The sequence below is a fragment of the Pseudomonas marginalis genome, from assembly GCF_008692035.1.
Classification (GTDB): Bacteria; Pseudomonadota; Gammaproteobacteria; order Pseudomonadales; family Pseudomonadaceae; genus Aquipseudomonas; species Aquipseudomonas marginalis.
In genome coordinates this window covers 818,728-839,448 of sequence record NZ_VTFG01000001.1, presented here as the reverse complement: position 1 = coordinate 839,448, position 20,721 = coordinate 818,728, and the positions used below count along the sequence as shown (strand labels likewise).

Below are 20,721 nucleotides of genomic sequence, written 5' to 3'. Positions count from 1 at the left end.
CTGGCGTGTGGGCTGGAGCTGATTTAGATTAGGTCATCGTCCTTAAAAAAGATGAGGTGACGCATGGCTTCACTTACGACAAAGGCGGTGGAGAAAATAGTCAGGATCGGCTTGCCTGGCATGACCAATGACGGTGATGGGTTGTATCTGAGAGTTGGCCCTACCGGCGGCGCCAGTTGGCTTTTCCGCTACAAACTCTCAGGAAAGAGCCGATACATGGGCTTGGGGAGGCATCCGGAGACAAGTCTGGCGGTAGCTCGGGAAAAAGCAGCTGATGCCAGAAGACTTAGCAGATCTGGAGTCGACCCAATTGCGAGTCGAGATGAGGAGTTGGAGCGGAAAAAACTGGAAAAAGAAGCCACTTTTTTATCAGAGGACGAGGCCCCGACCAAACCGATAACTTTCAAGGAGGTTGCTCTCGATTACATTGCTGCCCATAAGGCAGGCTGGAAAAATGCCAAGCACGCCCAACAGTGGAAGAACACGCTGACTACTTATGCGTTCAAGGTCATAGGCGATCTTCCCCCCCAGGAGATAGGCATTGAGCATATGCTGAAAATCCTCAAGCCGATTTGGACAGAAAAGCCCGAAACCGCCAGTCGATTGCGAAACCGAATTGAATTGGTCCTCGATGCAGCAAAGGCTCGGGATCTCCGTGCTGGTGAAAATCCCGCTCGATGGCGAGGGCACTTGGACAAGCTTTTGCCTCCCCGCCAAAAAGTGCGTGCTGTGAAACATCACGCAGCCATCCCATGGGGCGAACTTCCCGGGTTTGTGGCGACTCTTGAAAAAGCACAAGATCTGAGCGCTAAAGCTCTACGCTTCACTATCCTTACTGCGTGCCGAACCAGCGAAGTGCTCTCGTCCACATGGGCGGAGGTTGATCTCGTAGCAGGGGTATGGACCATTCCGGCGTCGCGAATGAAAGCCAGGAAAGAGCACCGCGTTCCGCTGTCGAAAGCAGCATTGAATCTACTGATCGATCTTCCTCGTGTAGAAGGGAACAATCACCTATTTCCTGGTGCTCGAAAAGGGAAGCCGCTAAGCAATATGGCGATGTTGATGGTGTTGCGTCGAATGAAGCGCAACGATCTCACGACTCATGGATTCCGCTCGACTTTTCGGGATTGGGCGGGTGAGGTCACCCACTATCCTCGAGAGGTCTGCGAGCATGCACTTTCACATACAGTAGAGAATGCGGTCGAAGCTGCATATCGGCGTGGAGATCTCTTCGAGAAGCGACGGTGTCTCATGGACGATTGGGCGAAATATGCCACGGTAGCCCAGGAGAGGTAGCCAGAACGCTTATGCTTACCGGGTTAATTGCGAACTCCGAAAAACATTTTGACTGGGCTCTAGGGCGATGGTTGCAGGGCTGGAAATTTTGACGTTGCCCCCAATCTTGCCCCCGCTCGTACCCGCTACACGAGCGATCGAGAACAGGGATTCTAACGGAATTCCAGTACGGCACTTGGTGGCTTTCAGTGTAAACGCCACAACTGGATTCGGTGGAGAAGCTTAGGACTTATCCTAAAAAAGTGATCCTCCGACTTACACCGAAAGTCGTCCGCCACGACCGGTTGAATCCACAACCCATTGCTGCCGGTCAACATCGGCAGAGATCGGCCAGAGGAATTCATTCGGCTGAAGGCTAGTCATGCAGCCTCCTCAGGGCGAAGTAAAAATCCTCAAATCCACATCTAATTCGTCCGCAGTGCTCAGCCAATCCTCGATAAGCTGAAAGGCTTGAATACTCTCGGGCGAAGACTTGAGTGGATTTCCCATGCTTTTGATGAAATGGTCACTGGAGAATGAATTTCCGCCTACGATCCAGATCTCTTTTTTACATCTCATTGATTTTCTTCGTTCGCAAATAAGATCCCAAACTCGCTCAGAAAGAGAGCCGTCAGGTGCTACTGGATGATTAATCTGACCATCGAATAATCTATAGCGCGTCCCGAGCGGATAAGTTGCATCGTTGGAGGGCCAGCACCCATTCCACGTTTTGAAATTTCCCGGTTTTATATTCTTGTTATTAGAAACAAGCATATGAATATTTTTGATCGCTTGACTGCCGACCTCGGCGAGAGCACCTGCTGATGATTTTGGATTGAGGGTGTCGCCACACTTAACATGAACGAAACATAGCCTCTCAGGGGATGACAAAATGAAATCGCCCGGCTCAACGCCCATATCGCAGCAAAGCACGAGATCACAACCAGGTATGAACTTGGCGAACGGCCCCAGATCACCGTGTGGAGTGCCTGAATTCCCATATCCCTTTAACCTGTCGATGAGATGGAAAATCGAGTCCGTATCAAAGCTGTCTTTGGTGGTTCGAAAATATTTGTGATCCCGGACGTGACCTTTCTCCTTAAGATTTTGGCTCCGCATCTCTGGAAGTGGAAACAGCGAGGCACCCGCGAAACTTTGTTCAGCCTCGATTCCCCGCTCATAAGGAAGTGCCAACCGGTAAAAATTTCCTCCTAGATACGTTACCCCATCCTCATACAGAACTTTCAATCGATGACCAAAATTTAGATATTCCACTACCCATTCATGATCAGCCCTTCCTTCAGAAACACCAGTGAGCTGGACTTCGAAAGATGAAACATCGTCCGAGTACGTCAAAGCTAGTTCCACCAACTCACCCTGCGCATGGAAGCTGATTCCGTCATTGAAGTCTACGTAAAGAAACTCAGCATGGATCTCGCCCCGGCCTATCTGCGCTGGTCCGTCGAGTTCATTGAAATCCAGCAATACGGAAAGAATTTTTGTGTCCGGCCTTTCGGCTATCGGTTGCGCGTAGGACTTAATAAGCCGTCCAGCATTGCCTCCTGCCTCGATGCATTCGCTAACCACGTCGATCCATTGAGAAAGATCATATAGCGTGAAATTGGATTCCTTCTGATCGACCACTCGGCCTGATCTGGCGCCAATGTAGTAGCTGCTATCTTTCTTTCCGTCCAGGCCAATATTGTCGACTTTCACCATCGTTAAGGCGTATCTGGAATTGCTCTGATTACTACGACTTCCATCTAGGTTCTGTCCCTTCAAAGCCACAGACTCTGGACGTCGTACAGCTTGGCCAATAGCTCGGGCGTGAGTCTCCTTGACCTGATGAATCGCGGTCCTGGCCGCCAACGCAGTAAGCTTGTCGATATGGATGGCATTACGAAGCCGATACTGCTCTTGGTTGTAGTATCGCCCGCCGCCGCTATCGAATATTGCTACACCTGAATCCATCTCCTTTACGACAATTACATGAAGTTTTGGCTCAAAAAACAGCTTGTTAGAAAAGAATTTTGAGCTGTTAAACGACACGTAGACCATAACTTTTAGGTCGAGGATATCCTCATAGCTCTTGACCAAAGCCCCGGATCCATGAAGCTCCCAATAGAGGCGATCCATAAGTAGGGGCAGGGAGAATTCTTCCTCCTTCTGCACGAAGCACACCGAAGCATGAGGGATTTTGATGTCGTCCTCAGGAACTAGCTCATTGAGATCCACTCGCTCCTTGAATTTGCCATCGAAATAGCTGTACTTGGGGAAGCTATCGAGGAAGGACTCGATTAGGTAACTCGTACTGAGAGACTTTACGAACTCTGACGCTCCTCCACTGGCGAGATAATCGTCAAATTTTTGGTAGCCATCCCACATCCCCTCATTCGCCCCCCGGCTAAGATCCAATACCAAGGGCCGCGCTTCCCCGTAACGCCGGACGATCCGACCGACGGCCTGTACGAGCTCTCGCCCACTACCCAACTCGTAGGTCAAGACCAATAATTTTGCTTCGGGAATGTCTATGCCTTCGTCAAGCTTATGCTGGTGGATGATTACCCTGAGGCCCTCAACTTTAAGCGCTCGTCCAACCCGCTTAAACTTATTCTTCTCGTCCTCATTTTCCAATCGCTCATGGACGCTTGCGGTGCAAAAAAGTGGCGCTATTAGGTCGTGATATCTCTCGATTTCCTCAAGACTCTTGCACTTAACGATGCATTTTAGACTGTCGTCGACTTCCAAATAATCCGTAATCTTCGCGAGCATTTTCGCTTCATCGGCAATCTGCTCATAAAAAGGTTCCGAAATTACTCCATCGACTACAGCGTCTTTGAACGTAAACACATAGAAGTGGTCTGTACTCACGTTTAATTCAAACAGGTCATTCCTATAAGGCGTCGCGGTAATCACCACCTTCATAGCGGAAGATTGTCGGATTATTTCTCGCCAAACGGGTGACGGTTCAGAATGGCCTTCATCAACGATAATTAGATCGAAGTCCTGCTGAATTTTTCCAAGCTCCTCATCTCCGATAAATGTTAATTTCTGAAAGCTGGTGATATAAATACCATCACCTTGACCGAAATCAGAATCCCTGAAGGTTTTCTTCAGTTTGAAGTCCGCATCATTGATTGTGATGCGAAAGAATTTTTTAGAAATCTCTCGGAAAAGTTGATCTTTCACTGCTTTGCGGTGACATATAATAAGGACTTTAGCTGCGCTCGAGAGATGGGATATAAGCGAAATGACACCCGTTTTTCCCGCACCGGTAGGCAGATTTATTAAGAAGGCCTTATCGGCTTCGTTTTCCTCAGCATACGTCACGAAACTTCGCACCGCGCCGAGTTGACAGTTTCTTAGTTTTTCTTTCGCTGAATCCAAATACTCGAGAATGTTCACAACGTTCGTCCATGTCGAAGTAGGGCGTGTTCGTAATACCTCTGCCTGCTAAAGCAGTGCCTTAGCAGGCAGAAGTGTCAAGATGCCATGACTAACAGTATCTTGATACTAAGTGACGGTAAAGTGAGCGATTACAACCGCACGGGAGCAAGAGGTCGATGCTCATTCTTGCTTCTCATCATGTACGGCTTCCACTTCGGTACCAAGCTGTTCAGCCGTCCGTGTTGCACTGCTTTGCACGAAAGGGGGCAGCGTGGGTTGCTCCAGGCGGAGCCCCTGAGTAGTAGAGCCTCGATAAGTCATCAAGGCAGCAGGGTACCAACGTGTTGCCCCATTGATCCGCGATCGCAGTGATTCATATGAATTTTCCTGAGTTTTCATAGACATCGAATGACTGCTTGTGGCTGGACAGCGACGGTCTAGCATCGACCGGTTGAATCCACAACCCAAAGTAGGCATTCGCTTGTTGTAGAGGATGTGACCCAGCCATCGATCTCAATGGTCATCAGGCCGCAGTAGATCTCTACCAGCTCCGAGCGCTCAATCGGTTATTGCCCGGGGAACCGAACGTAGCTTCGCGCAGCAGTTCGTAGACCTCTCGAAGGGGCAGTATTCTCGTGTTCAAACTCTTGAAACCAAGAGGATAGGGGAGGGAAGGCGTCACCGACCGAATAGCTATCAGCAAGACGGTCAGTGTCACGTACAGGGTCTGAGCTAGAACGGTGCAGCCTCCTCGCCCAGCAGAAGCCCTATGTCGCCGACTTTGTTTTCAAGGGCTAGCTTGATGCTGGCTCGAAGTTTTTCGTCGACCTCCTTGTGCAGACGAATCTTTCCTATCGCCAGTGAAGTGATGAATTCCATAGCAGCGTCACCGCGTTCGAACCCGTAGCCCTGGACGACACGCAAGATGATATCTGCCATGGACGCGCTATAGGTTTCGTGGGCGCTATAGTCGAGCTCTGTAGGTAAGGCAGCTCGGAGGAATGCACCTTGTATGATGCCGTCGTCGTAACGAGAGAAGACTTCAGGCGTCAGCAGGACCTGCTGGAGCTCGCCTGATTCAAGTCGTTTCGCATCCTTGATCTTGGCGTTTTCCCGGGCGTTCTGAAGGATCCACAAGATGGTCAGGAAAATGTCCACACAGGCAGCAACCGTGACATCTTTACTACCGCTTACGAAGGCAAACCCCTTTGTCAGCCGCATTTCTCCTTCTTGATAACTACTCTGCCAGAAGGCGTGATCGGTGAGGCCGTCGGCACCAGCATTGTCAAAAGCGTCGACGCGAGTCTGCACCAAGGACGATACGCCGTTGCCATCGAAGGTAATCAGTCTGCTCAACAACAGATGTTCCTGATGCCAATGGCTGTTGCAAGCAAGGCTGGCAGCAGGGATTTCGAGGTACGTCTTGAGCACGTATCTACGACTTCCTTTAGGTGGCTGAGTAAGGTTTGCAGTCAATTCTTTCATCAGTTCGTAGGAACGGCCGAACAGCGCACCCACCATATATACGCGCGTGCCTGAGTTCTGAGCTGAGCGAAGCCGGCGACTGATGCTTAGGAGAAGAGATCCTCGCTCAGCTGCAGCTGCAACGATGATCACCGAGCCGTCGAACTTCTCCTGTGGATCGAATTTAGACGCGCTGACTACATCGCACCTCAGTCCTCTGACCTTGAGGAAGTCCAGGGCATCGTTAGCCATTTTCTGGCTAGCGGCATCATCGTCGTGGATGATGAGTGACGTTGATGCAGAGGATTCTTCAAGCAGGGCTTTGTTGAACCAAATCTTGAAATCGTCGGTGGCGACAAGCTTTTCCTTATCGACATGGACGGTACGCTGCCTCTCCCGCTGGGGAACCTGGCTGAAGCACTTGAAGAGCCCCTTACCCATGAACGAATAAAACTTGGTCTGTAGGTCACCCGGCAAGTGATCCATGCTGATGTTCAGCAACCTTGTCTCGGTGTGCTGCGCGGCAAAGCGTTCCCCATGGATGCGAATCATCTGCCTGGTTTCGCTGGATTCTGCTTCGGCTAGAGATTCGAAATCTTCTGGTTTTTCAATGGTGTGAAGAACGGCGCACCATTCAGATTCAGACAAGAACGAAAGGAAGGTCGCCACGCGATTAGGCGGCGCTCCATTGACCTTCACCCACTCCTTGGCGAGTCCGCAATTGGTCGAGGCGGAGATCAAGCAGAGCGAGGACGCTCCATTCGGGAGTGGCCCATCTTTCAAACCATCGTGGGAGTGGAACGACTTGATACTCAGGATCGTTTGCTTCTTGAACTTGGTTTGGAACAGCTGGATCGAAAGCGCAATGGGCAGGAAAGCCATTGTATCGAGATAGATGGTATCGGGCTCACGCATGCCATCCTTGGACGCCTCTTTAAGCACCTGCAGGCAGGAAAATGCCAGAAAGTGAGAGTGAAGGGTTTCGGACAGCAGATTCTCGGCTCGAATAAAGTAATTGGATGACCTGGACGATGGCTTCGAGAACAGGAAGCCGGCAGGAGCCTTGGTGAGGACAGAGGTGCACTTCACCAGCTTTTTCATCCCAGCCTGGATGATTTTGTCTGATCCACCGGTGATGAGCCGACCAACCCCTTTTGTAGCGCCTGCGACAACCACATGCTTGGTAATGTCGCCATGCTCGTTGAAGAAGGAGAAGCCATAGGATGGAGCGGAGCCAGCGCCGCGACGCTGGAGCGCGATTGCGATAGGTGTTTTTTTGTCAGTGCACTGATCCTTGATCCAGTCTTGATAGCACTCAGGTACCAGGAACGTGACATGGTCAGGAAGAATGTACTCGCTCAGCCGTTTCTGCAGCGCCTCAGTGATATGAGCGTCATCGATCCTTTCAGGGCCGGTGAAGAACACGACAACCTGAGCCGGTTCTGCGTCAGGGGAGGGAGTGAGAGAAACCTCGAAATCGAACAAATCAGGCATGTCAGTTCACCGGGATGCAGATGGTGAATACAGTGCCTTCAGCTGCCGCCAGCTCACGGTCACCGCTCCAGTTTTTGGGATTGTACTCAACGACTTGTTCATGGCCTTGGAACGTCTGATAGAGGCAGAGTCTTCCTGTGCGTAGACGAACAAATGCCTTGAGCTTGTTGAGCGCCTGGACGGCGTTGTGCAACCCCATGCCTGATGTGACAGAGTCTTTGGTCGTTACATGCTTTTTGAAGCAGTCCAGGGTGGCCTGTAGCTCCTCATCCATGGGGAGATCTCCCAAGTCTTCAATCGGCACACCTTCCCTCGCGGAAAGCCACCGCCGTGCGAGCCCAGGCCCGCTATCGATTACAGAGATTTCGAGAAAGTCGAGGTAGTCTTCGCCCTTCACCATGTTCTTAACGATGAATCTGGCGAATTCTGGTTCCCTGTCCGAGTGAAGGTGAATGTCCTGCTTTTTGATCCGGCTAGCCTTCACTGAGGTGCCTCGCAAGCCCTTTTTGTACTTGACGCCGTGCACATCCGTAACGGAATGCTGATCAGCGTTTGAGATGAGTTCGGCCAACACGCTTCCTAATGCCGGAAGCCCACCTCGATTCAGTGCGCTTTTTTCGTGCTTCGTATGCATCAGCGCGGATGACGTCTCGATAAGGCTCGAGAATGAGGCGTGGGGATGGATCTGCGGGTTCCGCTCACCGTAGTAGAACGGCTTGATGTACTCCATCTTGGCGAAATTGATGCTGAAGAGATTGATCGTTTTGGGGCGAGCACCTCGCTCATTCGAAGTGTTCTTCAGATCACCGTCGTACATCGCTTCTATGAGCGGTTTGATGACGGTGAGTGCTGCTCGCTTATCGATTGGCTCATGTGATTCTGTTTCGATGCTGGAGCACATGATCAGCGCAGCGAGCCCTGCGGCCGTCCTGCCCAATTGCGAAATTTGCTCGGATGCGTTGTCAGCGTCTGCAAAAAGATGCAACACGCTTTGCTCCTGCGCGCGAGCCCAGCTGATCACCAGCTGGGCGAGCGAAGCATCAACTCCCAGTAGCCCCCCATGACTCATGCTGACGGGAAGGCGGAGGAAAGCATCCGTGTGGCAAAGGCCATACAGGTCTTCGATATCGTAGGTGTTCAGGTTTCTGGTGATCTTCATCAGCACCTCTGACAGTCCATCGTTCCGAGTGCTGAACCAGGCTCCTGGTCTGGACACACCCACCCCTTATCATATCGTTTGGCTTGATGCGGGCGATAGGGAGACTAAAGGCAAAATGATATTGTGCGCAGGCCGACGTGGGCTTTCTACCAAGTCAGGAGCAGTCTTTGCTGGAGCGGTGCTCCTGCACATTTCGATGATCACTGCTGGCCTAGCTTTTGGAAGTTGGGCTGAATGAGAGGCAATCTAAGCTGGGTATGGTTTGCGCCCCGCTTTGGGTTGGGGAGGCAGAGCTCGCAAGTGACTTGGGCGAAAGCGCGTATTCCGGGGGTGCATTTCAGAGTGGGAGTGCCGTAGGAGGTGAGCGAGGACTGTTTTCAGTAAATTTATGGTTGCCCAAGTATGGGTAGTTGTAATTTGGGAGTGGTAAGGGACTCAAGTCGATCCTTGGCCGCTCCCTTTGCTGATGATCGCTGATCAGCTTGGTAGCCATTGATTGATGGCCGCCTACCCAATCACCAGTCATGCGCTCGCGCACCCAGCGCCGAGAGATGGTAATTAGATCGAGATCCCTACGCGGGGCTTCGTTTCAATCGGGGAGCCCATAGTTTACAAGGGTGGCCAGTGCAAACTCTGTCAAAGAACGATCTCGGTCGCCTCGGCCCACGCCCGATCAAATAGCTGGGCAAGAGTCTTCTGATAAACATCAGCCGAGTGTAGTCCGATCCCTGCATCGATCCTCCTCTTTTTGCCGAAGTCGGAGCTCATGATCCACACCGTTTCGGGTGCGATCAGCAATGCCTTGGCTCCGATGTCGGGATGAAGGGCAATTCTTACCTGGGGTAATTTTCGTTTTACGTACTCGGCTGCTTTTCGGGCGTCCACGTGGGCCACGATCTGAACGTCCGAGGTCCGCTTGCTCAGCACGTCGATCACATAATCGGGGTCCGGAAGGTTTGTGGTCAAAATGCATAGCCGTCCGGTCATCCTCCCAAGCTGGGTCAACCGAGTCGCCCAGGTGCTCGCATTGATGGACATCTTTGCGTCATTGCAGGAAAAGGCAAAACCGCCGCCGTCGGTGCTGAAAGCCATTTGCAACCCTCCATCGTTAACTGTGAAAACTCTGCATGAGTCAGTGGCACACTGCTCAAATAACGCAACATAAGGCATTTTGCTAACATATTGCCATCACGCTACAATCGGACAGATATTGGTATAGATTGCTGTATATATAATCAGTATGTTGGGTATTTAAGCTTCTCAAGGTACTGCCGCGCGCAGTAACGAGGTTGATTTTTCACAGTTTGGTAGTGGATTTGCCAGGAAGGCTTCAACCCAACGCTCCTAGCGCTACGTCCTTACCGCAACGATGAAGCAATGAGCGGAGAAATGTTGTGGAGAAGCTCGCCAACGATGCGACAAAGCTACTCGAAGCATTAAGCTACCAATTAATCGTGACACTGGAGTATTGCCATTCATTGGTTGAAGGCCAGACGCTTTGGCTGGAGGTCTATGGTGATGTAACTGTTGGTGGGAAAGTCCAAGTCGAAGTAAAAAACTTTGCTGATGATCTCACGGATGGACACATCAATTTTTGGAATACTCTCAAAAACTGGGTCACATCGAAATTCAAGCAGGAAAAGTACTCCGAGCTAATACTACTAACGACTCAGAAGTATGGCACTACAGCGCAGCTGAGTCACTGGAACCAGCAGTCTGTGGAAGAGAGGTTAAGCCAGCTCGAAAATGTTCTCGCTGACAGTGAGGTGCGGCTTGCTGTATCGGGTAAAAAGCCTTCTAAATCTGTTCAAGCCCAGCAGTTTGTGTTGGCCGAGGAGAGGCGTGAAGCGCTGCTGGATGTCATCGAAAAACTGAAGATCGTATCTGCTGAGCCAGATCTCGAAACTCGCGCAAGCGAAGCAAAAAGTCGGTACGGGAAGGGTTTGGATCCCTCAAAGCGAGGAGATTACTTTGAAGCGCTACTAGGTTACCTGATTGAGCCAGGCATGGTGAAAAAGGGCTGGACTATCAGCTACGAAGATTTCGATATGAAAATCGCGACCTTATTCGCAAGGTATGGTCGAAACTCTCGTAAATTCCCCTCGATTGATTCAGCTAGCTTCCAAGACCAGGTGGATGTGTCTGCGTATGTTGACCGCTTGTTTGTGAAGAAGCTCCATGAGATTGAGTATGGGCAGAAAGTGCCCGCGGCGATTCTTGAACATATCGTGGCCGTGCATACGATCAATCAGGAGTTCAGGAGATTTACTGTCGACAGGATAGATGTCGATGGGTACAAGGCTGATCAGCTTAAACGTCACGTTAGCCTAAGGGCGGGGGCAATAAGACTCTGCCGACGGATGCCGCAAGAATACTGGTGTGAAGAATCACAGGGGTTCTTTGATGCGCGATGCGGGGAGCCTGTTGACTGTTTCCCTGCATTTGACAATACCTCTGTGGATTTTCGAAACGGTATCTGGCATATGCTTGCTGATGATGAGGACGAAGAGGGTAAAGATAAGCTTCACTGGAGATTATGGTAATGAAGCTTACAACGACTGACCACCTTCATACTCTGCACCGCAGTCCTTTGATAATGGCTCCGATTCTTCTGGCGTTTTATCAGCAGCTCCAAGAGACACAAAACAACATTCTGTTAAGTTATTTAGTACTTCCTTTCGTTCTTCACGAGTCGACAGCCACATATCTGTATCGAGTGAACGATCGTTACTCATTGCGTACAATGTGCTCCGATAAAACGCGTGTGGCAGGTGTTCATAAGCGTATCCATTCCCTGCGGCAGGTTACGAACACCACGCTGATGAACCTCGTGAATACAGGGTACTTGATTGTTGGTGACGACTTGATTGTACGTGCTACCAAGAAAACGTTTCCGCCCCTGAATGGCATGGTGCAGCAGGTTGCCTCGGCGCGCAATCTTGCAAAGCTCTTTGAAAATAGCGACGCCCCGCATGTGTATAAGTTGTTAGGGATTGCTCAACTATGAAATGTATTGTAAAGGCCATAGGCGTTATCGATCATGATAATGAAATTCATAAAGTTACCTTTAAAGCTGGACTGAATATTGTCACCGGAAAATCTTCTACAGGCAAAAGCGCGATTATCGAGATCTTTGATTTTTGCCTTGGAAATAGTGACAATACAATACCGAAAGGCGTTATCACTGCTCGTACAAAGCTTTATTTTACCATTCTCGAATTTGACAGCGGCCTCCTTGTCCTGTCGCGGGATGGAAGTAGTGAAAAATTATTCATTAGGGATATGTGCGGTGCGACTCTTGAAGACGTGCTGCTGGGAATGAAAAATCTAAAAGATTTCTTCAAGGCTAACTGCTATTTTCCTCTGCGAGACTTCAAAAAAGAGCTTGGTCGCTATTTTGCTGTCACGATGACTGATATTGATGAGGACGCGGGAGGGAGGGATTATGGAGCTGCCAAAACCTCGACGCCTTCGATTCGTAGTTTTGCATCTTATATGCTGCAGCATCAGAATTTGGTGGCAAATAAACATGCTCTTTTCTATCGGTTTGATGAGAGGCGAAAGCGCGACCAGGTCATTGATCACCTGAAAATATTTATGAACTTTGTGGATCAGCAATATTTTTGGGTTTCGCAGGACTATAATGAGCTCAAGGCAGAGCTAAAGAAGATTGATAATCAAATTCCTAAAAGCAAGCAGGAAAAGGCCGATTTCACATCCAAGATTGAGGGTTTGCTTGCAGAGTACCAAGTGATTAGTGGCACCGCACTAACCCCACTGACTGCTGCTCAGATTGCGAACTCTCCCAAAGGCTCGTTAAAGAAAGTCAGAGACGCTAACGTTCGAATAGACAGTGTTGCGGACTCGTACACTATCCAGAAAAAAGCGCTAGAAGAAGAGCGTGCAGCACAAACTGTAAAGGTGCGAGAGCTTCAAGATAAGCTTTTTGCTGTGCGTTCATCAATAAGCCTTACGGAGGATTTTGCTAGCACCGTAAATAATCTGCCTGTGCCGGAATATGCTGAGATAAGCGAAACGCAGTGCCCATTCTGTGATGCTCCTAATCATCAGGTCGAGAGCGAGGCTAACAAGCTCACGAAAGCCATCGACTGGATGAACTCAGAGTTGAAAATTTCTTCCTATGCGCGTGAAAGTTTCCGCGAGGAGGAGGGTAAGATAACCAAGAAGCTCACAGAGCAAAAAGAAATTCTGTCTGGCATCCAGTCGAGAATTACTCGCTTGGAGAAGCAGGTTGAGGATCTTAAGAAGAGTAAAACGGTCGATGAGATTGCGCTGCGAGTGAAACATCGTTTGGAATTGGAGATTGAAAACTACTCCAATAAACCGAAGTCAGAGCTTGAAGGCACGCGAAAAATAATTGAAGCTAAGATGGCTGAGCTTAAGCCCATCCTGGATGGATATGACGTGCCCGGGAAAATGCGCGATTTGAGCGACTTGATCAATAGTGAGATGGAGCGAATTGGTGCTGGCTTTGATTTCGAGCCTGCTTATATGCCGATCAACCTGAAATTTGATCTCGAAAATTTCGACTTGTGGCATGAAAGCGACGAGATGGGGAACGTGTACCTTCGCTCAATGGGCAGTGGTGCGAATTGGCTGTATTCGCACCTGACGCTATTCCTGGCTTTGCATTCGGTATTTGCACAGAAGCACAAGGATGGGTGCAAGATCCCTCCAATCCTATTTCTGGATCAGCCAACGCAGGTCTATTTCCCGGCTAAGATCGACCATGGGCAGCAGGGCTTTGATGCACGGGCCTTGGCGAAGCTCACCGATCGGGTTGAACAGGTTGACGAGGACATCGGGTCTGTCACCAATATGTTCGACAAGCTCGTAGAATTCTGCCAGGAAACGAAAGAAGCGACCGGGATCATGCCCCAGATCATCGTCACTGATCACGCTGATGAACTCGAGCTGAGTGGTGAAGCTGATTTCCAGGCCTTCGTGAGGGTCACTTGGCGCAAGCGTGGGTTCATCGCTGACCGTCCCGCTGAAGTGACTGCATGATCACCCTGGGCTCACTCCAGTCTGGAGTGAGCCCAGATGGCGTTAAAGCTTTGGCAGCAAACCGGCGCATATGCCTTTTGCAGGTCTCTCAATCCTCTGAGAAAGCCAGAGCCAGCCGACCGTGGCAAGCCGAGGCGCGCGCTCACCGAGGCTTGGGTCTCGTCGGCAGCCTTCGCCTAGCGTTTGGCTTCGAGCTTCTGCGGGTCGATCTGTCGATTTGGCCTTACGCAGATAACCTTGCCGTCCTGGTAATGCCCGCCAATACAATCGGTTGCACCGAGAGCGTCGATCTTCCGGAGTTCGCTACTCAGCAACTCAAGCGCCTGCTCATCGTTCAAACCTTTCTCCAGCGCTGACACTTCGTCGAGCAGTCTCCGCTTGAAACACTTGATGAGGTGACAAAGGCTTTGAGCAGGGAAGCGAGTAGGAAGCAGCGAGCCTTGTGTCGCGAGTACAACAAAAGACTGAAGGATGTGATGAGCGTCGTTAGCCATCATCAATCGCAAGAAACGGGTTATCTGGCGGTATCGATTCTAAAAATGACGTCGGTTCCGAAATCAGATACCCCTTCAAGGTCGTTTTCTTTCTGGGACCTTGCACTTTGCACGCCCAGATGTTCAAACCGTTGTCTCGCTTCTTATGGATCTTCAGTTTCTCGAATTCCTTCTGCACCCAGCGCCACTCTTCGATTTCTTGATTGGCACCTTGTGAGATACCAGGAAACTCCTGGGCGTAGCGTTGGAAGAGACCGGGTGTTACTAGAAACACCAAACCGCTCACCGTGTGCACCTTGGCCTTGCTGTCATTGATGATCAACTTGTGGCTCTGGATGCCTTCCTTAACCCAATTCACAAAAAACTGACCAGGGTTACTGGAAAGGGGTGTTGAGATTTCGAGAATGCTTTCTGACAGCGCATCACTGGCCTCGGGTTCAGCCAATTCGAACATATCCAGCAGCGTGCCGAGGTAGTCGGCATCCTCCGTCGCCATGGTATCTGGCTGCGATGGGCTTTGACCCGATCCTGTACTGACTGTCTTGGGAGCTGGTGGTGATACCGGAGCGTCAGCCGGGTGGTCATCGATTGCAATGCTCACCGTTCCGCTGAACGCCTCCGGGCGGTTTTCGCTCCCCCAAATCAAAGCCGGTTGTAGTCGCAGAAAGGTAAAGGTTTGCTGCCAGTCTCCCTTTGCCACGAGCGCAGTCCAGATGGCTTTGCCTTCTGGTGTGGACTCGACCAGCCCATGCGATTGCAGTTCGTCGAACACCGCGATGTTGGATGAGGGAATGCCCTCAATCGCTTGCGACAGCAGATAGGCTCGCAGCTTGTCCGTGACCGTCTTGCTGACCAGCCACAGTGCGTCTTGGGTCAACCAACCCACGGCACCCGGCTGGTTGAGTTTTAGCTCGTGCTGAACCAGATGGCGTAGCCCAGTGATCAAGTGATGTTGCAGCGAATGAATCGGCGCTTGCAGCGCCTTGCTTGGGTTACCGCCGATGTTCTGCGCGGTGGAGACGCGGTCGGCCTGAATCACCAATTCGCCCAGCACGCCAGCACGTTCGTACTGGCCCGCCAGGACATACAGCAGGCTGGCCCAGAGTGGAGGGAATCCACTGAGCCAGTCCAAGATTGTTTGGTCGAGAATTTGGGTGTAAAGCAAGCCTGCGGCAGCGCCATGCAGGTGATAGTCGCGACCCTTGAGGTAACGAAAACGGTAGGGCTGGTCCAGCGGTCCCTGCCAAGGATGCCAAACACGGCCATCCTGGCGTTCGACCAGCAGGTCCACAGCGATCTTGCCGATGTCATGCAGCAGGGCACCATAGGCGATGCCAGCGGACCAGGCATCAGTCTGGGCGGCCTGGTCTTCGGGGGCGGCGCCGGTGGGAAGCAGATAGGATTGGCGCAGTTTCAAACTGCAGGCGACCAGTTCCAGGCCATGGTCGAGCATGCCACCAAGATAGGCATGGTGGTGCGTTTCGCTGGCCGGGAGTTGTTGGACCTGTTCGGCGTAGCGATGGATCGGATTTAAGTAGAGTTGGATGAACTGCGTATGGGAGAGGGCGGTGTACTGCCAGATGTGATCGAGCAACTGGCGGCGATGCTCCGCTGCTAACAAACTGTGGGCCGACTCGATGGGCAGGTAACCTTCGGCGACGCTCATGGTCAGTGGCAGAGGAGGGTTTTGCCTTTTTCGACGAAACAGATTGAGCATCGTGACCTCCGGGAAGTGGCTGGGTCAGTGGTCTTTTAGCCTTTTCGGATAGAGCTCTTACCCTTGACTCCCCATTCCCTTCCAACCCTTCCCCGTCCTTTTGTCTCGTGTCCCTTTGTGCGGCAATCGGGATATCGATTTCTCCTGGTGCCGTTTTGTTGGAGGTGCGTGCTAGTACGGAAAAGGGAAGAGTCGGTACACTGCTGTGCACATTTTTTGGGGACGGTCATGAACCTCACTGACGCCACGCTCGTGCTGCTGCTCGCGGCACGTATCCATGGGACCGACGAAGCCGTCAGGGCCTCGGCGAAGAGCGTGGTCAAGAAGTTGCCGCGCAGTAAACGCGATCTGATCTACAAGGTGATCGACAGCCGGAGTCCGCTTGAACTGGTGGATTTTCTGGCGCAGAACCTGGATGCGGAATGACAGGCTGCGGGTGTGTGCCCATCTCTGATTCTTTGCATCAGAGCCCCGCGGCATGGGGTTTTTTCTGGGCGCAGAAAAAAGGGCCCAACTCGCGTTGGGCCCTGTGATGCGATTGCAGCTGTGAGGTAACGATCAAACTCCATCGTTCATGCATCGTGAGTCATCCATTACCATCTGCTTCAGTTGCTGCTCCAGATTGAGTACATACTCCGAAGCGCTTCGGGCGTGACCACTGGCGCGAAAGATCGCGCGTTTGTCAGCCTTGAGCAGGCCGAGCCAGGAGTCGATGTATCCCTCGTGCCGCAGCTCCCCCTGTATACCGGCGTAGGCACATAAAAAAGCAGCGCCCATCTCGGCGATCAACTCCTCAAACGCGTAGCCTGGCGAGCCGAACGGACAGGCTGACGTCACGCCTTCGCGCTGCAACCGAGAGTGATGCCCGGTCCAGTGCGTCAGCTCATGAAGTGCCGTGGCGTAGTACCCGCCTTCATCGTGAAATTGTGCTTTTGTCGGCAGTTGGATGAGATCCCTGATCGGGTGGTAAAAGGCTTCGTCGGCAGGCCGATGAACGATGCGTGCACCTGAACTTAACAGCAGATTTTCCGCAGCGCTGTTGGCCTGGAAGGGATCACTCTGTTCCGTCTCGAGCGCGGTTTCATTAAGCATTTCGAGCCCCTCTGTTTGCTCGATGTTGAACAAAAAATGCGTCCTGAGAATGCCAAAGTGAGCGACCTTGGGCTGACCGTTTTCATCGAGTACGGGTTGGCCTGACTCAGTCTGTTCCTCGCACTCCATCGGCTTGTAGAGCACTGCCAGGGTGCTGTGCTCACCCTTACGGATGTGCCCACCGGCCTTTTTGGCTTGGTTGAAGGTCAGCCAACGATCTTGAGTGAATCCCTGCAACCTGGCCTCGGCCCAGAGCAACGGTAAATTGATGCCCGAGTAGGGGCGACGCGTGATTGCGTTGATGGGGTAGGGTTGGTGATGATTGACGTAAACTGAGCCACTTGGAGACCAGGGTTTGATCCAGGGGGCAACGCCTTGGTCTAAAGCAGTAACGATCTTGTCAGTCACGTCTTGGTAGATATCGCGCATGGCATTTTCCTCAACAGAAAACGGAGGAACGCCTTACCCGTCGGGGAGGGCTCCCCGGTGGGTGATGGGTTGGATTGATGCAGGACTTGCATGCCGTCTGAGTGTGGATCTGGATGCCGAGTACGGTCGTATGCGTTTAACGTTGGTGTTCTCCTGCGAGAGCTATCAGCAAGGCGCCAGGTTGGTTTGGCTCGAGGAGCAGGCTAAGGCTCAGTTGCAGCAACGGGTCATCGTGTGGATGACCCATTGGCGCGATGTGGGCTACCTCGAACACCACATAGGGCTCGTGTGGAGAGGACAGGTGAGCCTCGAAGGCTGCGCGCAATACCTGGCTCAGCCGACCGACCTTCAGCTTCTCAGCGTGATCGGAACGCTCGAGCAGGACTGCGCGTTGCCACGCGCCAGGAGTGAACACGATGGGCAACCGAAGGGTGTTCAGTGTTTCCGGTGTAAGTGAGTCGGACATGGTGTGCCTCCGTTGAAAGCGCGAAGAAACCTGTCCCGTGCGGGAAAGAATTTCCCCACGGTGGGTTGAAGAAAAACAAGAAGGTTTGCCTGGCGAGCAGAGCTCGAAAGGCACTCAGGAGAGCAGTAGGCGTTCATCACCGTAGAAACGGTCACCGTGCGAGCTACCGAACGCTAATCGCACTTGGGGAGAACCATCACCGAGGTGACGTAGTCTTGAAGGTCCTGACTATCTGGGAAGGGTGCTGTCGGTAACAGCGATCCGTACCTAGTATTTAGCCGGACGAATTACATGGGTCAATCACTGTAGAGAAGCTGTTTTATGGGGCTTGTCTTCTGTCTTCCAGTGAAGATTTTTCGACTGGGCAAACTGATAAGCGGTCAGGCACGGACCGTTTTCAGTAGTAGGCTGTTACTCCTGTCTCAACCATGAAAACGCTCAGAAGAGGGCGAGACCATGCCGACGCAGAACCCTGTTCAGATTTCCCGCGCCCACCGCTGGGCATATACCTGTGGCATGTCGATAAAACGCGGGTATCGCATACTGAAAGCATTCGAGACCCGTTTAGCTGAGCGCGCGATGGTGGCAGGTGTGCCTGCGGGTAATTTACTCGTTCGCGGAAGCTTTCTGATCGTCAAGTTCACTATGGTGGGAGCGTTGCTTTTTGTAAGTTTTTGGCTGTTCCTGTCGTTGATGACTCTAATGGGTTTGTATTGGGTAATCGTCCATCGCCGACCCAACGCCTCAAAGGACTTTTACGGGGCTCAGGCATTCGGCGATCCTTATGGCGAGTACGAACTCAATCGAGCACCGGGACAGCCTGACCTGGACGAGCATTAGTGGGTTGTCGTTAGCTTTTTCTGATTGAAGTACCTGCAGAGATCAGAGCATCAGTACCTTTCGAACCCGCATTTTGTGCACTGAGTGTCCCTTTTCCTAACATGCCTTCTGCTATGGAACCTACGCTATATCCGGCCCAACTCATTGCGGCTAGAAAGACCATCGGCAGCACGATAAACATCGCCCCCATCACATACTCAATTACCTGCGCCGTGACCGTCCCATCCATAAACCCGGATGTGGGCAGCGATAACAGCACTTGATTGGAGGCCGAAACTTGGTTGTACAAGGTGTCGAGCATGCTGGAGTCGACCCAGCGTGCTAACTCCCACCAGAAACTCAGCATGTGCAGCGTGAACAGCGCGAACGTCACGGTCATGACGGTCTTCAACTGATAGGTACTGACCAGCAAGATCAGCGGCAAGCTGATGATGATGCCCATGATCAGGAAAGCCTGCACCATCGGTAGGGCGGCGCGTAGCGCATTCATCGCCGGGAAGTTGCTGAAAGAGCCGAGGGCCAAGCCGGTATTGGTGGCCAGGTTATTAAGCCCCTGATTGATCGAGCCGCCACGAGCGCTGGAACCATAGTCCTGGTACACCTGTCCGGGCGACATGGACATCGATTGCTGGCGCGGACTGACCAGTTCGCGCAGGGTGGCATCCTCGATCTCGTTGCTCGAGCGGCCAGTTAGCCAACCTTTCAGCTGAGTCAGCAGAGAGGGATCAACCTGCTGGATCAACCGCTTGCGCAAGCCAACACCGCTGTCGCTCCACCACTGCTTGCAAGTGGGGTAGCCCGCGCCATTCTCCAGCCGCGGCAAGGAAACATCGCGGCTTTCGTCATACGGCCAACTGATTCGCGGTGTGCGTGAACGATCCGTGTCGTAGTAGCCGGGCGTGTCGAGAAGATAGCTTGAGCCGATCCAGGACGCGTCGTGACTTTGTGCCTTGTCCAGTTGCGGGCGATTGGTAAACAACCGAGAACGGGAATAGCCATAACAGTCGCGGGTGAAGTCGGCGACTTCCTGCAGCAGTACCTGGCTGTTGATACGCGAGTTGTCGATCTCCATGCGCATCTGCCGAATATCCGGAGCGCAGGGAATGGAGGCGGTGGCTGCGGCGGTTACCCCTTTGCTCAAGGCATGCACCAGAAACCACCAGATCGGTACGTTGGCGGAGCGTTCGTCGATAGTATTGAAGGTCGTCCCCCAGGCGGTTTCCGCCGGCTTGGCCACACTCACGCCGCAGCGCTGACTCGCCGCATCATCGAACGCCATTGAGGCGAGGCTCAACGGAAAGACCGGCGCGCAGCCGAACAATACGACGATGTAGGCCAGCCACAACCGGTTCTCGATCCGCGGCACCGAGAGCAATCCCTTGTTACCTTCATCCGTGCCTTGCTGACGGGCCGATAACCATTCTTGCAAAATGATTGCACCAAAGGGCGCGGCGAATAGCCCAGTGTCGGACAGGACACTCCAGAGGCCGTTGTTGATGATCCAGGCCAGCAGAGAGAGGTAAAACTCCAGGTAGCTATTGGTGCTCATGAGCATGGTGGTGACCTCACAGTCGGGTGAGTTCGACGCAGGTAAAGAGCACGAGCCCTAATGTTCCGATACGTTTCACCCGCAGTCGATCCTGTGGTCGATGGCGGTAACGCCGAAGCAGGTCCCACCAGAGCGCAAAGAGGGCTGCGTAGAGCAGGGCACGCCACCACCGCAGATAGGGCCCTACGGATTCGAATGCCTGCTGCCAGACCTCGAAACTACCCAGCGCAGTTCGGCCGATCCAGGCGACCAGTGCGGCGCTCAGGATCATCACCGCGGCAATCCCCAGACTCGAAAGCAAAGTGAATAGGGGGGAACGTTTCATGG

General features: G+C 52.2%; 16 protein-coding genes. 6 read left to right on the top strand and 10 right to left on the bottom strand.

Features of this window, described 5'->3' with window-relative positions:
* Window positions 1–63: 63 nt before the first annotated feature.
* Window positions 64–1,296 (top strand): tyrosine-type recombinase/integrase, encoded by a 1,233-nt coding sequence (locus tag FX984_RS03630; protein ID WP_154905336.1) that lies wholly within the window; start codon window positions 64–66, stop codon window positions 1,294–1,296.
* Window positions 1,297–1,668: 372 nt separating this feature from the next.
* On the opposite strand, the gene FX984_RS03625 is transcribed toward FX984_RS03630, so the two are convergent.
* The 4 genes from FX984_RS03625 to FX984_RS03610 all read right to left on the bottom strand — a co-directional run bounded on the left by FX984_RS03625 (window position 1,669) and on the right by FX984_RS03610 (window position 9,871).
* Window positions 1,669–4,680 carry a DEAD/DEAH box helicase gene (locus tag FX984_RS03625; RefSeq protein WP_154905335.1) on the bottom strand — a complete coding sequence of 1,004 codons (3,012 nt, stop codon included), beginning with the start codon at window positions 4,678–4,680 and terminating at the stop codon, window positions 1,669–1,671.
* Window positions 4,681–5,394: 714 nt separating this feature from the next.
* A complete protein-coding gene (locus FX984_RS03620) occupies window positions 5,395–7,620 on the bottom strand; it encodes a hypothetical protein (protein WP_154905334.1) in 2,226 nt (741 codons plus the stop codon).
* A 1-nt stretch (window position 7,621) separates the two neighbouring features.
* Window positions 7,622–8,779: an ATP-binding protein gene (locus FX984_RS03615; protein WP_154905333.1), complete on the bottom strand. Its 1,158-nt coding sequence runs from the start codon at window positions 8,777–8,779 to the stop codon at window positions 7,622–7,624.
* A 636-nt stretch (window positions 8,780–9,415) separates the two neighbouring features.
* Window positions 9,416–9,871, bottom strand: coding sequence for a hypothetical protein (locus tag FX984_RS03610; RefSeq protein ID WP_154905332.1), 456 nt, complete (start codon window positions 9,869–9,871; stop codon window positions 9,416–9,418).
* Window positions 9,872–10,173: 302 nt separating this feature from the next.
* On the opposite strand from FX984_RS03610, the gene FX984_RS03605 reads away from it, so the two are divergent.
* From FX984_RS03605 to FX984_RS03595, 3 genes are read left to right on the top strand one after another with little or no spacing between them, the layout of a single operon-like run.
* Window positions 10,174–11,322 carry a hypothetical protein gene (locus FX984_RS03605; protein ID WP_154905331.1) on the top strand — a complete coding sequence of 383 codons (1,149 nt, stop codon included), beginning with the start codon at window positions 10,174–10,176 and terminating at the stop codon, window positions 11,320–11,322.
* On the top strand, window positions 11,322–11,786 hold the full coding sequence (locus tag FX984_RS03600; RefSeq protein WP_154905330.1) for a three component ABC system middle component: 465 nt from the start codon (window positions 11,322–11,324) through the stop codon (window positions 11,784–11,786). Before FX984_RS03605 ends, FX984_RS03600 begins: the two co-directional genes overlap by 1 nt.
* Window positions 11,783–13,807 carry a DUF3732 domain-containing protein gene (locus tag FX984_RS03595; protein WP_154905329.1) on the top strand — a complete coding sequence of 675 codons (2,025 nt, stop codon included), beginning with the start codon at window positions 11,783–11,785 and terminating at the stop codon, window positions 13,805–13,807. The genes FX984_RS03600 and FX984_RS03595 overlap by 4 nt, the downstream gene beginning before the upstream one ends.
* Window positions 13,808–13,983: 176 nt before the next feature.
* Here the strand turns inward: FX984_RS03595 and FX984_RS03590 are convergent, their stop codons facing one another.
* Entirely contained in the window at window positions 13,984–14,301 is a 318-nt protein-coding gene (locus tag FX984_RS03590; protein WP_154905328.1) for a hypothetical protein, read from the bottom strand.
* On the bottom strand, window positions 14,294–16,018 hold the full coding sequence (mobH, locus tag FX984_RS03585) for a MobH family relaxase (protein ID WP_154905327.1): 1,725 nt from the start codon (window positions 16,016–16,018) through the stop codon (window positions 14,294–14,296). The genes FX984_RS03590 and mobH overlap by 8 nt, the downstream gene beginning before the upstream one ends.
* 228 nt (window positions 16,019–16,246) lie before the next feature.
* Between mobH and FX984_RS03580 the strand changes: the two genes are divergently transcribed.
* On the top strand, window positions 16,247–16,444 hold the full coding sequence (locus FX984_RS03580) for a DUF7740 domain-containing protein (RefSeq protein WP_007901093.1): 198 nt from the start codon (window positions 16,247–16,249) through the stop codon (window positions 16,442–16,444).
* A 132-nt stretch (window positions 16,445–16,576) separates the two neighbouring features.
* Here FX984_RS03580 and FX984_RS03575 read toward each other — a convergent pair whose 3' ends face one another.
* Window positions 16,577–17,539, bottom strand: a complete 963-nt coding sequence (locus FX984_RS03575; RefSeq protein ID WP_154905326.1) for an ArdC family protein — start codon at window positions 17,537–17,539, stop codon at window positions 16,577–16,579.
* 136 nt (window positions 17,540–17,675) lie between these two features.
* Entirely contained in the window at window positions 17,676–18,005 is a 330-nt protein-coding gene (locus tag FX984_RS03570; RefSeq protein WP_154905325.1) for a hypothetical protein, read from the bottom strand.
* Between the two features lie 456 nt (window positions 18,006–18,461).
* Here FX984_RS03570 and FX984_RS03565 point away from each other — a divergent pair, with 456 nt between their 5' ends.
* Complete coding sequence (locus FX984_RS03565; protein ID WP_154905324.1) at window positions 18,462–18,845, top strand: DUF3742 family protein; 384 nt, start codon at window positions 18,462–18,464, stop codon at window positions 18,843–18,845.
* 10 nt (window positions 18,846–18,855) lie between these two features.
* Here the strand turns inward: FX984_RS03565 and FX984_RS03560 are convergent, their stop codons facing one another.
* Both FX984_RS03560 and FX984_RS03555 read right to left on the bottom strand, forming a co-directional pair.
* Window positions 18,856–20,400, bottom strand: a complete 1,545-nt coding sequence (locus FX984_RS03560; protein WP_154905323.1) for a conjugal transfer protein TraG N-terminal domain-containing protein — start codon at window positions 20,398–20,400, stop codon at window positions 18,856–18,858.
* Between the two features lie 10 nt (window positions 20,401–20,410).
* On the bottom strand, window positions 20,411–20,719 hold the full coding sequence (locus tag FX984_RS03555; RefSeq protein WP_154905322.1) for a hypothetical protein: 309 nt from the start codon (window positions 20,717–20,719) through the stop codon (window positions 20,411–20,413).
* Window positions 20,720–20,721: the final 2 nt, after the last annotated feature.